General features: G+C 48.4%; 12 protein-coding genes. 10 read left to right on the top strand and 2 right to left on the bottom strand.

From position 1 onward, the window contains the following. Position 1 precedes the first annotated feature (1 nt). Positions 2–1,330, bottom strand: coding sequence for a TolC family protein (locus IPG31_02220; protein MBK6617210.1), 1,329 nt, complete (start codon positions 1,328–1,330; stop codon positions 2–4). Positions 1,331–1,411: 81 nt separating this feature from the next. After that, entirely contained in the window at positions 1,412–1,996 is a 585-nt protein-coding gene (gene maf, locus IPG31_02215; GenBank protein ID MBK6617209.1) for a septum formation inhibitor Maf, read from the bottom strand. A 106-nt stretch (positions 1,997–2,102) separates the two neighbouring features. Here maf and IPG31_02210 point away from each other — a divergent pair, with 106 nt between their 5' ends. From IPG31_02210 to IPG31_02165, 10 genes are all read left to right on the top strand, one after another. Continuing rightward, positions 2,103–2,609 (top strand): DUF177 domain-containing protein, encoded by a 507-nt coding sequence (locus IPG31_02210; GenBank protein ID MBK6617208.1) that lies wholly within the window; start codon positions 2,103–2,105, stop codon positions 2,607–2,609. A 114-nt stretch (positions 2,610–2,723) separates the two neighbouring features. Next, positions 2,724–2,906 carry a 50S ribosomal protein L32 gene (gene rpmF / locus IPG31_02205; GenBank protein MBK6617207.1) on the top strand — a complete coding sequence of 61 codons (183 nt, stop codon included), beginning with the start codon at positions 2,724–2,726 and terminating at the stop codon, positions 2,904–2,906. A 52-nt stretch (positions 2,907–2,958) separates the two neighbouring features. After that, entirely contained in the window at positions 2,959–4,005 is a 1,047-nt protein-coding gene (plsX, locus tag IPG31_02200; protein ID MBK6617206.1) for a phosphate acyltransferase PlsX, read from the top strand. A 9-nt stretch (positions 4,006–4,014) separates the two neighbouring features. Next, a complete protein-coding gene (locus IPG31_02195) occupies positions 4,015–4,971 on the top strand; it encodes a ketoacyl-ACP synthase III (protein ID MBK6617205.1) in 957 nt (318 codons plus the stop codon). A 3-nt stretch (positions 4,972–4,974) separates the two neighbouring features. Then, positions 4,975–5,940: an ACP S-malonyltransferase gene (fabD, locus tag IPG31_02190; protein ID MBK6617204.1), complete on the top strand. Its 966-nt coding sequence runs from the start codon at positions 4,975–4,977 to the stop codon at positions 5,938–5,940. 12 nt (positions 5,941–5,952) lie between these two features. Next, on the top strand, positions 5,953–6,714 hold the full coding sequence (gene fabG / locus IPG31_02185; protein ID MBK6617203.1) for a 3-oxoacyl-ACP reductase FabG: 762 nt from the start codon (positions 5,953–5,955) through the stop codon (positions 6,712–6,714). 151 nt (positions 6,715–6,865) lie between these two features. After that, entirely contained in the window at positions 6,866–7,102 is a 237-nt protein-coding gene (gene acpP, locus IPG31_02180) for an acyl carrier protein (protein MBK6617202.1), read from the top strand. A 51-nt stretch (positions 7,103–7,153) separates the two neighbouring features. After that, complete coding sequence (gene fabF / locus IPG31_02175; GenBank protein MBK6617201.1) at positions 7,154–8,395, top strand: beta-ketoacyl-ACP synthase II; 1,242 nt, start codon at positions 7,154–7,156, stop codon at positions 8,393–8,395. A 124-nt stretch (positions 8,396–8,519) separates the two neighbouring features. Then, on the top strand, positions 8,520–9,569 hold the full coding sequence (gene mltG, locus IPG31_02170) for an endolytic transglycosylase MltG (GenBank protein MBK6617200.1): 1,050 nt from the start codon (positions 8,520–8,522) through the stop codon (positions 9,567–9,569). 8 nt (positions 9,570–9,577) lie between these two features. Then, complete coding sequence (locus tag IPG31_02165) at positions 9,578–12,172, top strand: glycosyltransferase family 39 protein (GenBank protein ID MBK6617199.1); 2,595 nt, start codon at positions 9,578–9,580, stop codon at positions 12,170–12,172. Positions 12,173–12,527: the final 355 nt, after the last annotated feature.

Genomic DNA, 12,527 nt, shown 5'->3' with positions numbered 1-12,527 from the left:
ATTATTCCCGTTTTTGTGGGTGGAGCCCCGATGACGATGCGAAATGTTCGAGTGGCGCGGCTACCAGCCGCTCAAGCGCGTTGACCAGCCGCTGGTAGTTGGCGAGCGCACGCACATAAAGCGTTCTGTTCTGAAAATAGGTCCGTTGCGCATCCAGCATTTCCAGAAAACTGAACTTGCCGAGCTGATAGCCACGGTTGGTTAATTCAAACGCCTTTTGCGCCCCGGGCAGCACTTCATCGCGCAACGTCTGTGTTTCTCCCTGCGCCGCACGCAAACTTTCATAAACACGTGTTAATTCGGATCTCAACAGCAGTTCAGCAGCCATGCGTTGATCACGCGCCTGATAGATCCTCTGCTGCGCTTCCAGTCGATTACCCTGATTACGGTCAAAAATCGGGATGGGAATCGACATATCAAGCAAGGCCGTGTTCTGATCCAGTTCCAGATAGCGTCGGATAGCAGCACCCAGCCGGATATCGGGAATGCGGCGCGCATTTTCGAGTTCAAACATCGCTTCACGTTGTGTAATTTGCTTGCTGCTTTGCAGCAGCACCGGATTTGTTTCGATATGTTCAAGCAGGCGGTCAAGTTCGGGAATGGTCACAAATGATTCCAGCTCCCCCTGAACCAGACTGAATGGTGGCGTAGACTCTCCCCACAGCAGGGTCAGTCTGCCTTTCGCTGCTGCCAGGCTGCGCTTCGCCTGCTCAAGTTCGACACTGACGGTGGATAAATTCACCTTGGAACGAATCGCCTCCATGGGGGGCGCCTTATCTGTTGCAACACGTTTATTAGCGGTATTCAGCGCAAGTTCAGTCAATTGCAGAGTATCTTCGAGCACACCGACCAGCGCCTGCCCTTCCAGCACATCGATAAAAGCATCTGCTGTACGCGCCATAATTTCGACACGTTTGACTTCATATGCCTGCTGCGCCACTTCCTGAGCCAACCCTGCCACATTCATCCGAGCATGCCGTTTGCCGCCCAACTCGAATAACTGACTGATGCGCAACGTCACAAACGGCTGGATGTTACGATTGTGAGAATTGATTTCCTCAGTTTCAGTAATAAAATCAGGATTCCTGAAAATACTGGCTTGCAGTTTTGTGCCTTCAAACGCACTGATTTCTCTGGCAGCAGCAGCCAATTCAGGATTATTTTGCAGAACCCGCTCCAACGCTTGTGCCAAAGTCAGGTTTTGATCACTTGCCGTAACCGACAGATTCACCGCTCGATCAATGTGGCGATCGACCGCAGGAGAACTTATCTGGGCAACAGCGACGCCACCCGCCACCATCAGCGCGCCGGCCATCATCAGACTGACCATAGCACGTCTCGCATGTGCTCTGAACCAGTCCCGCTCATTAAATCTGGCTACATCGGTAAATGAGAAAATTATCGCCATTGATTACAATACCTCCACGCCTTCATTGCCCAGCATCTCCACCAGTGCGATCAGCGGCAGACCAATTAATGCATTGGGATCATCACCCGCAATACGTTCAATCAGCGCAATCCCCAATCCCTCCGATTTAGCACTGCCCGCACAGTGATATGGCTGCTCCCTGGACAGGTAGCGTTCAATCTGGCGATCACTTATCTGCCGGAACTGTACTGCACATGGCACAACCCGGGATTGAATACGCTTAGAACGGCTGTTAAATAAACACAATGCTGTGTGAAAAACCACCTCCCTGCCGCGCATCTGACATAACTGCCTGGTTGCATTGGCATGATTATAGGGTTTCCCCAAGTGATTGCCATCCAGCACCGCTACTTGATCCGCCGCAATAATCAGGGCATCGGAAAACTGTCTCGCCACCGCATATGCTTTTTCAGTCGCCAATCGCAATGCGGTCGTCGATGGCAATTCATCAGGCAATGCAGATTCATCGATTGCCGGATTTGCAGTTTCAAATGGAATTTCTAATCGCGCAAGCAGCTCGCGCCGATATAAAGAACTGGAACCCAAAACAAGTCGCGGGAAAGTCATTATTCAGACAGGAGTTAAAATGGAAATGGAGGCACACCGAGGCGATCGGGGCAGCTGATCGACATTTTTTGACACGTTAGCGTAAAAAATATAACATGCGCGCCTTATGCTCAAGCAACTGGTTATCGACGCGTTTAAATTTTCTCATACTGCCGACTCACTGAGTGGCAGCATATTACCTGAAAATTTGATTCGTTTACGCGATTTTCTGGCGAATGACACCGGCAGGATTGACTATACACTCAAGGGTGCTATCGATAGACATGGCAGGCTCATACTTCGTGTATCGGTTAAAGGCATGATTGATCTTCATTGCCAACGATGCCTGGATAAAATGTCGCACCCACTCGATCTCAAGTCCGAATTGATACTGGCAAAAAACGAAGAGGAACTCGCTCTATACGACGAAGACAGCCTTGCTGATGCCATACTGGCCTCAGAAGAACTGGATGCTTTTGCATTGATTGAGGACGAGATTATCCTAGGACTCCCCTCATCACCACGTCATCCAGATATGGATTGTCCTCAGGCTGAGAAACTGAAAGATATTAAAAATCAGTCTGATAGAGCTAACCCTTTTGCAGCGCTGAAATCATTGAAGCAATCTCACTAGATCGAATTATTGATAACCAATACCAATGCTGCCTTATACGTCTGTATAATGGATGCCGATGATTACCGCACTCATTCTTGAGTTTTTTACTGATTATTTTTGGAGCTAACTATCATGGCCGTCCAGCAAAACAAAAAATCCCCATCAAAACGAGGGATGCATCGCTCTCACGATGCGCTGATCGCACCCCCGCTGGCAATTGAGCCAACAACTGGCGAAACCCATTTGCGCCACCATATCAGCCCAAATGGGTTTTATCGTGGCCGCAAGGTGCTCAAAACCAAGAACGACGAATAATTTTGCCTTTTTTTTTCGTCATGCCAGACGGGTTGCCTGATAGTCGTCACCAGTGAATACCACAGTTGCAATCGACTGCATGGGTGGTGATCATGGTCCGCATGTTACCGTGCCCTCCGTCATTGAATACCTGCGCCAGGATCAGGAAACCGATATCGTGCTGGTTGGCATTCAAACCGCAATCGAAGCAGAACTCAGGGCACTCAACGTTGCACTCAGTCCGAGACTTAGAATACAACCTGCCAGCGAGGTGGTAGGCATGGACGAATCACCGGCACTGGCACTGCGTAACAAAAAAGATTCCTCGATGCGGGTCAGTATCAATCTGGTCAAAAGCGGTGAGGCTCACGCCTGCGTCAGCGCTGGAAATACTGGTGCATTATTGGCCACTTCCCGTTTTGTGCTCAAGACGATACCCGGTATTGACCGGCCGGCGCTGGCCGTAATCCTCCCTACCATTACCGGACATACCTACGTGCTCGACCTTGGAGCAAATATTAACTGCACGGCAGAACACCTGCTGCAGTTTGGCGTGATGGGCGCAACACTGGTTTCGTCTGTCGAGAATATTCCTGCTCCTACTGTCGGATTATTGAATATCGGCGAAGAAGACATCAAGGGCAATGACGTAGTTAAGCACGCTGCCGAGCTGTTTCGCGCCAGTGATCTGAATTTCTATGGCAATGTTGAAGGCAATGATATTTATAAAGGCACGACTAACGTTGTGGTATGCGATGGTTTTGTCGGCAATGTCGCATTAAAAACATCGGAAGGACTGGCACAAATGCTGGCCAGTTACTTGCGTGAGGAATTCAAGCGCAATTTGTTGACCAAACTGGCCGGAATCGTCGCCATGCCAGTTATCAACGCTTTCAAGCGAAGAGTCGATCATCGTCAGTATAATGGCGCTAGCCTGCTGGGTCTGCGCGGAATCGTCATTAAAAGTCACGGCTCAGCAGACAAGGTAGCATTTTGTAGCGCGATTAAACGAGCAGTGGATGAAGTTCGGGGCGGCATGATTCGTCATCTGGGTGAGCATGCCGAACTGCTTGAGCGCAATACGCATCATCTTGCTGAAAATTCATCGTCAGTCAACTAAATTATCAATATGTTCTCTCGCATCATTGGAACCGGTGGCTATCTGCCAGAAAAAATTCTGACCAATCAGGATCTGGAATCGATGGTGGATACCAGTGACGAATGGATTCGCACCCGAACCGGTATCACCCAGCGACATATCGCTGCAGATGACGAAATGGCAAGTGATCTCGCACTGCAGGCTAGTCAACGGGCGCTGGCAGCCGCACAAATTCCGGCTCAGGCTATTGATCTGGTGATTGTCGCCACCACGACACCCGATATGATTTTTCCCAGCACGGCCTGTATTCTGCAACAGAAACTGGGGATAGAAGACGGGCCGGCATTCGACGTACAGGCAGTCTGCAGTGGTTTCATCTATGCGCTAACCATGGCCGACATGTTTATTCGTAGCGGGAAATCTCGAAATGCTCTGGTTGTCGGCACCGAAGTTTATTCGCGAATCATCGACTGGCAGGATCGCACCACGTGCGTTCTGTTTGGCGATGGAGCAGGAGCTGCCGTATTAACAGAAAGTGAGCAGCCCGGCATCCTTTCCACACATCTCCACGCCAACGGACGTTATAGTGATGTGCTGGCCGCACCCGGATATATTTGTGCCGGCAGGGTTAAGGGTACTCCGTATATTGCCATGGAGGGCAACACCGTTTTTAAGTTTGCCGTAAAAGTACTGGAAGAAGCTGCGCGGGAAGCACTGGCAGCGAATAATCTGCAAACGTCTGATATAGACTGGTTGATTCCGCATCAGGCTAATATCCGCATCATCAATTCAACTGCCAAAAAACTGGGTATTCCTGAAAATAAAGTGGTGACGACCGTTGCGCAGCATGGCAATACCTCTGCAGCATCAATACCGCTTGCACTTGATCTCGCAGTCAGGGACGGACGTATTCAAAAAAATCAACAAATTTTACTTGAAGGGGTTGGTGGTGGATTCACCTGGGGTTCGGTTCTGTTACGCTGGTAAAAGATGAAAACTGCTTTCGTTTTTCCAGGACAGGGTTCTCAATCGATCGGCATGATGCAGGGTTACGTCGGCGATACGGTCGTCCGGGCAACCTTTGAAGAAGCCAGCGAAATTCTGCAACAGGATATATGGACACTGGTTACTGATGGCCCGGAGTCTACACTCAATCTCACCATCAATACGCAACCTGTCATGCTGGTGGCAGATATTGCCATTTACCGCGCGTGGAGAAAAGCAAATGGAACCAGCCCCGCCATGCTGGCAGGACATAGTCTTGGCGAATTTGCTGCATTGGTGGCAGCGGAAACACTTGACTTTGCCGATGCGCTGCAATTAGTAAGATACCGCGCACAAGTCATGCAGGAGAGTGTTCCCGACGGTATCGGAGGAATGGCAGCGATAGTGGGGCTGGATGACGACACCGTCGCCGCACTCTGCCAGGAAGTAATCCATGATTTACCAGAGCTATCATTGACGCCCGCCAATTTTAATGCTCCTGGACAAGTCGTTATTGCCGGCCACAAAACAGCTGTTCTTCAGGGTATTACACTTGCCAAGCAGAATGGTGCGAAGCTCGCGGTTTTACTACCTGTCAGCATCCCTTCACACTGCTCGCTCATGCGTGAAGCTGCAGATAAATTTTCTGTGATGCTACAAAAGACAGCAATCAAACCAGCACTTATTCCGGTTTTACACAATGTTGACTATGCCCTGCACACCGCAATTGATGACATGCGACACGTACTGGAACAACAACTTTACTGTCCAGTACGCTGGACACAAACCATTCAAACTATGGCCTCACACGGCATTACTCATATCGTGGAATGTGGCCCCGGCAAGGTTTTATCCGGATTGGTGCGCCGTATTGATAAGAACCTGACTAGCATTACCCTGTCAGATATCGCCAACCTGCAGCAGGCCATCACCACCACGGGGCCAGTTCAAACAAAACATTCTGCCGGATAATACCTATCAGTCATGCCAAATAATTCTAAAAGCCCATTTACAGATAAGGTTGCACTAATAACAGGCGCCAGCCGGGGAATTGGTAAGGCGATCGCGCTTGAGCTTGGTGCGCACGGTGCTATGGTTGTCGGCACAGCAACTACACAAACCGGTGCCGAACAGATTGGACACTATTTGAGTACTGCCGGTATTCAGGGTATGGGAATCACCATGGATGTCACTGACCCCACACAAATCATCAAAGGAATTGAAGCAGCGCAACAATCTCTTGGTAGCATTGCTATACTCGTCAACAATGCTGGCATTACTCGCGACAATCTGCTGGTACGCATGAAAGAGGAAGAATGGGATACAATCATGCATACCAATTTGAAGGCGATTTATTTACTCAGTCGCGCGGTACTGCGCGACATGATGAAATCAAGAAATGGTCGTATCATCAATATCGCCTCAATTGTGGGTGTAACCGGCAATGCAGGACAGACAAATTACTCTGCTGCCAAAGCTGGTATGATTGGCTTCAGCAAATCATTGGCCAAGGAGATTGGTTCTCGGAATATCACGGTAAACTGTATTGCCCCTGGCTTTATTGATACCGATATGACTCGGGCGCTTTCAACCGACCAGCAACAGGCACTCACTCAGCAAATTCCGCTGGGAAGACTAGGCACGCCGCAAGATATTGCAGCAGCCGTGGCGTTTCTGGCATCACCGGCGGCAGATTATATTACCGGAACAACGTTGCACGTTAATGGCGGCCTCTATATGGGGTAAGGCGGCATATAACATTTGACATTCTAATTAAAAATTTTTAGTAGTTGCTGCGATGTACTTAATTTGCCCATTTCGGGAAGTTAAGCTGGTGTTTTAAATTTGATAAACCTGTAGTAATTTTTGACCCGAAAGGATGGACAGCCACATGGAAATCACAGAGATAGAACAACGTATCAAAAAGATCGTAGCCGAGCAATTGGGAGTAAAGGAAGAGGAAATCAAGAATGAATCCTCCTTCGTTAATGACCTGGGTGCAGATTCGCTTGATACAGTTGAACTGGTTATGGCTCTGGAAGAAGAGTTTGAATGCGAAATTCCCGATGAGCAGGCCGAAAAAATCAATACGGTACAGGAAGCCATTGATTACGTCTCAACCAACGCATCGTAACAGACTATATTTTCTCTCTTCCGTTATTTTTATTGACTTACTGGAGCAATTTTGTCCAAACGTAGAGTAGTCATCACTGGACTGGGTATTGTTTCACCCGTTGGCAACACCGTTACAGAGGCTTGGGCAAATATTATTGCCGGAAAATCCGGCATCACCCCAATTACACGTTTTGATGCATCGAATTTTGCATCACGCATTGCCGGTGAGGTCAAGGAATTTGACATCACCCATTACCTTTCCGCCAAAGATGCCCGGCGTATGGATGTATTCATCCACTACGGCATGGCCGCTTCCGTTCAGGCCATAACCGATGCAGGCATTGAAAATGTAGCAAAACTTGATGCTGAACGTATCGGCGTGAATATAGGCTCCGGTATCGGTGGATTACCGATGATTGAGCATACCGATGAAGCTTATCATACTGGCGGACCACGCAAGATTTCTCCCTTTTTCATTCCGAGTACCATCATTAACATGGTTGCAGGTAATCTGTCTATCATGTACGGCTATAAAGGGCCAAATCTTGCGATCGTAACGGCCTGTACTACTGCAACACACAGTATTGGCTGCTCTGCCCGCATGATTGAATATGGTGATGCAGATATCATGGTCTGTGGTGGAGCTGAATCCTGTGTGACTCCTCTGACCGTTGGGGGATTTGCGTCAGCCCGCGCGCTTTCAACCAGTAATGACGATCCCGCTACCGCAAGTCGTCCCTGGGATATCAAGCGTGACGGGTTCGTACTTGGCGAAGGCGCCGGTATTCTGGTACTGGAAGAACTGGAACATGCCCGTAAACGTGGGGCAAAAATCTATGCAGAGCTGGCCGGGTTTGGCATGAGTGCGGACGCACACCACATGACAGCTCCCTGTGACGATGGAGAGGGTGCGGCGCGCTGCATGAGAAATGCGCTCGCCAACGCACAGATTCATCTTGATGAGGTGGATTACATCAATGCGCATGGCACATCGACTCCTTTGGGAGATCTGGCTGAAACTATTGCGGTCAAACAATGTTTTGGTGATAAGGCAAAAAAAATTGCAGTTAGCTCCACCAAGTCGATGACTGGTCACTTACTCGGCGCTGCCGGGGGAGTAGAAGCAGTTTTTTCGGCATTGGCGATCGATCAGCAAATCGCGCCACCTACCATTAACATCCATGACCCCGATCCCGCCTGTGACTTGGATTATGTTCCCAATCATGCCAGGGAGATGAAAATAAACATCGTTCTATCGAACTCGTTTGGTTTTGGCGGAACAAACGGAACACTGGTATTACGTAAAATTTGATCAGCATTTATTTGCCACATCGGCAATCAAATACAGGTGTTGGTCAAAATACCTTTGATATTTTTCTTTTTCTGTCACCAATAAAAGTTAACCAGTCTTAATTGAATGTTTCTGGTGAGAAATCATGTCAAACCCTGGCCGCCTGAGGCAATCACTGAAACTTGTCACACTGGCGATTCTGACCGGAAGCTTGTTGTTGTCCGCCTGGACTTACTCTCTACTCATCACGCCCACAAAAGACTTTCCTGTTCCACATGAATTCTCTATTTCTCCCGGTAGCAGTTTACGCCAAATAGCCAGTGAATTATCCTCGGCCGACATGCTGCCGAATGACTGGTCATTTCTGTTACTGGCTTATCTCACTAAACAACATACTGCGATTAAGGCAGGTAATTTTGAGCTGACAGAAGCCCTTTCACCAATCGAACTCTTGAATTTTCTGATTCAGGGAAAAATCAAACAACATCAGATTACCTTCATTGAGGGCTGGACATTTACTCAATGGAGACAGGCCCTGAATGAACATCCTGCTATTCAGCATGATTCACTGCAACTTGATGAGCAAGAAATATTGCGTCTAATTGAGGCAAAAACTCCCGGAGCGGAAGGCTTATTTTTCCCAGATACCTATTTTTTTAAGAAAAATGATAGTGATCTAGCTATATTGAAGCGCGCTTATCACACTATGCAAATTCATCTTGAAACAGCATGGCAGTTACGGCAACCATCCCTGCCGTTATCCAGCTCTTATGAAGGGCTGATTCTGGCTTCCATTATCGAGAAAGAAACGGGCGTTGCGCATGAACGCAATCTGATCGCGGGTGTATTCATTAATCGTTTGCGGCTAGGCATGAGGCTACAGACTGACCCGACAGTCATCTATGGGCTCGGGGATAAATTTGATGGTAACTTGCGCAAAATTGACCTGCAAACCGATCACCCCTATAACACCTATACACGCACCGGTTTACCACCCACCCCAATCGCCATGCCTAGTTTGGCTTCTATTCAGGCAGCGCTCAACCCTGCAGATACCCAGGCAATCTATTTTGTCGCCAGAGGCGATGGCACTTCTTATTTCTCGACAACGCTGGCTGAACATAATCGTGCCGTTACCCAATACCAGAAAACGCGCAGTAATCGATTGAGCAGTCAACGCCCTACAATAAACTGAAAACTTACATGCAATTTTCTCTGATCATTCCCACGCTCAATGAAGCGGCTAATATTGATCTCCTCCTTACCCGTCTGTTTTCATTAGATTTAGCAGGAACAGATTTTGAAGTCATTGTTGTCGATGATGGTTCGACTGATCATACCCAGGAAAAAGTCGCTCAATGGGTAACCACGCATAACGTAAAACTAATCAAGCGGAATAGTTCTCCTGACCTGACCGCCTCTATTCTGGAAGGTGCACACGCTGCCAGTCATGAAGTTATTGCGGTTATGGATGCCGACTTGAGCCATCCTCCAGAGCGGTTGATCGATCTGGTACGACCAGTAATGAATGGCAGCCATGATATCGTGATTGGTAGCCGCTACGTAACTGGCGGCAGCACCGAAAACTGGCCTTTCTATCGCCGCTGGCTGTCACGTGCTGGTGGTTGGCTCGCACGGGTTATCTGCGACGTGAATGATGCTACTTCCGGGTTTTTCGCCTTCCGCAAAGAACTGGTACAAAACATACCGGAAAAAGCGCAAGGCTACAAAATTTTGCTGGAACTGCTGATGTCGGGCCAAGGGAAATTCCGCGTCAAGGAGATCCCTATCTGTTTTCGTGATCGTACACGTGGAAGCTCGAAATTATCTTTCGGACATAATCTGATCTACTTACAGCGTCTGATCACTCTGGCAGGTGGCACAGCTTCATTGCATACCGCCAGCCGTTTTGCCTTTGTCGGGTTTCTGGGTGTATTTGTTGATGTATTGATTTTTCAGATTTTGACTTCCCAAGGCATCGGACTGGCTTTGGCACACATGAGTAGTTTCGTTGCAGCCGCTACTTTTAATTACATACTAAATTCCAAGTGGTCTTTTCGCTTACATCATAGTGGTCAATTGCGCTGGAAAACATTTCTGCGATTCCTGACAATCGGTCTATTTGCTCTGCTACTTCGCGGTGGCGTGCTCGCCTGGCTAATTTATACCTGGGAAATACCCGGCGGGTGGGCTATATTTCCAGCGATTTTTGTTGCAGCACTGGTCAATTACCTAGGGTCAGCATTTTACGTCTTTCCACGTACAGACCCACCTGCACCACCCGATATACGCTGGCGAACAGCAGCTGTGGGAATTATCGGTTTTGTCATTCTGTTGCGATTTGTCTATCTAGGCGTCGCTCAGCTTATTCCTGATGAAGCCTACTATTGGCAATATGCGCAACACATGGATTTGAGTTTCTATGACCATCCTCCCATGGTGGCCTGGTTAATCTGGCTCGGGACAGCACTCTTTGGTCAGAATGAGTTTGGTGTGCGAATAGGCGCTTTTATCTGTGGACTGATAGCCATTGCTTATCTGTACGGATTTGCACGCAACCTCTATGACAAGCCCACTGCCATGAGCGCTACCATGCTGTTTGTGATTGTTCCTTTCGGATTTGCAAGTGGACTCGCCATGCTTCCGGATGCACCATTGATCGCCGCCTGGATAGCCACTCTCTACTATCTGGAACGTGCGCTGCTAGCCAATAAAAATCTGGCCTGGGTTGGTGCAGGCATCGCCTTTGGATTGGGGATACTATCGAAATACACACTTGGACTGTTGGGTTTTGCCGCACTGGCATTTATTTTGCTTGACCCCACCGCGCGCCGATGGCTGGGCAGACCCCACCCCTATATTGCTACAGCAATAGCGCTACTGATGTTCTCTCCAGTCATTATCTGGAATATGGAACATGAGTGGGTATCTTTTCTGTTCCAAACAGGCAGAATCGGCGGTGAGCAGGTTGATTTTGCCACACACAAGCTAATTGCCTATATTGCCATTGTATTGACACCAGTAGGGCTCTTAGCCGCCATGCTGGCACTCTATACAGTTTTATCAAAATCGGTGAAGCAAGTGGAACTCCCCCGGAAAAACCTGTTTATCGGTATTTTTACCGGTATCCCACTGCTGATTTTCCTGGTTTTGAGCACTTACGATACGCCACGCTTTCATTGGAACAGCCCGCTCTGGCTTGCGCTGCTACCAACTATGGCCTGGATGATGGGGCAGCGTGATGTTTTCCAGAAAACCTCCAACCGTCTGCGCGCCGCCTGGCAACCAACTATCGTTATCTCATTGATGGCCTACGCTTTTGTCTTGCACTATGCGACACTCGGCATACCAGGCATCCCTTATCAGTTTCTGACTGAGCATTATTTCTGGAAGGAAACCACCGCTGAAGTTGAAAAAATTGCCGAAGAAGTCAAGCAACAGATGGGGGAAGCACCCGTCATTATTGGATTAAGCAAATGGTCAATTGCAAGCGCACTGACCTTCTATAGTCATCACCCACTTGCGGATATTCGTTCGCGCAATGTATTCGGGGAACCTGCAGTTATGTACGATTACTGGCAAGCCTCAGGGGAGCCGATTCATCAACCGATTCTTCTGGTTGGCATGAGAAAACGGGCCTTTGATGCATTTTCCGAGCAAGACAACAACCCCGAAGCCAGCCTCGTAACACCCAGTGAAATTAACTCACGTATTGTCTATCGACATGATGGCGTCCCTTTGCGCAAGGTTTACTATCGTATAGCGCAAGGTTATCTTGGCCATTCCACCGCAAAATAATTGAGATACAGCCCAATCGGGTGAGGATAAAGGAGGAGCCATAGTGAGCTATGGCGACGACGAACAACGCCGCAGTGTTCTCGCCAGATACAATCCAAGTGTTACCGTTATTTATGAAAATCACAAATGGACGTGTTGCTGGCGGTATCGCTCGGCTATGTTTTACTCAGGGTGATCAGGAATCAGGCGGATTGAGGGTGAAAATGGGGTTTTCAGGCAGGCACTACTTAGGGTATTGTTAGATCCACCGACACAATGATTTTTAGTCAGATGGCTGCAATATTATACCTTCTCAAAATCATCGACTGAAAGCTTGGAACAACGTCTATTAATATCTGCGCTCTGAGATTTGCAG

This window comes from Nitrosomonas sp. (assembly GCA_016703745.1).
Lineage (GTDB): Bacteria > Pseudomonadota > Gammaproteobacteria > Burkholderiales > Nitrosomonadaceae > Nitrosomonas.
This window is presented reverse-complemented; position numbering and strand designations above follow the sequence as displayed.

Coding starts and splice junctions, on each gene's coding strand:
- IPG31_02220 (MBK6617210.1), bottom strand. CDS start 1,330: ATGGTCAGTCTGATGATGGCCGGCGCGCTGATGGTGGCGGGTGGCGTC.
- maf (MBK6617209.1), bottom strand. CDS start 1,996: ATGACTTTCCCGCGACTTGTTTTGGGTTCCAGTTCTTTATATCGGCGC.
- IPG31_02210 (MBK6617208.1), top strand. CDS start 2,103: ATGCTCAAGCAACTGGTTATCGACGCGTTTAAATTTTCTCATACTGCC.
- rpmF (MBK6617207.1), top strand. CDS start 2,724: ATGGCCGTCCAGCAAAACAAAAAATCCCCATCAAAACGAGGGATGCAT.
- IPG31_02195 (MBK6617205.1), top strand. CDS start 4,015: ATGTTCTCTCGCATCATTGGAACCGGTGGCTATCTGCCAGAAAAAATT.
- fabD (MBK6617204.1), top strand. CDS start 4,975: ATGAAAACTGCTTTCGTTTTTCCAGGACAGGGTTCTCAATCGATCGGC.
- fabG (MBK6617203.1), top strand. CDS start 5,953: ATGCCAAATAATTCTAAAAGCCCATTTACAGATAAGGTTGCACTAATA.
- mltG (MBK6617200.1), top strand. CDS start 8,520: ATGTCAAACCCTGGCCGCCTGAGGCAATCACTGAAACTTGTCACACTG.
- IPG31_02165 (MBK6617199.1), top strand. CDS start 9,578: ATGCAATTTTCTCTGATCATTCCCACGCTCAATGAAGCGGCTAATATT.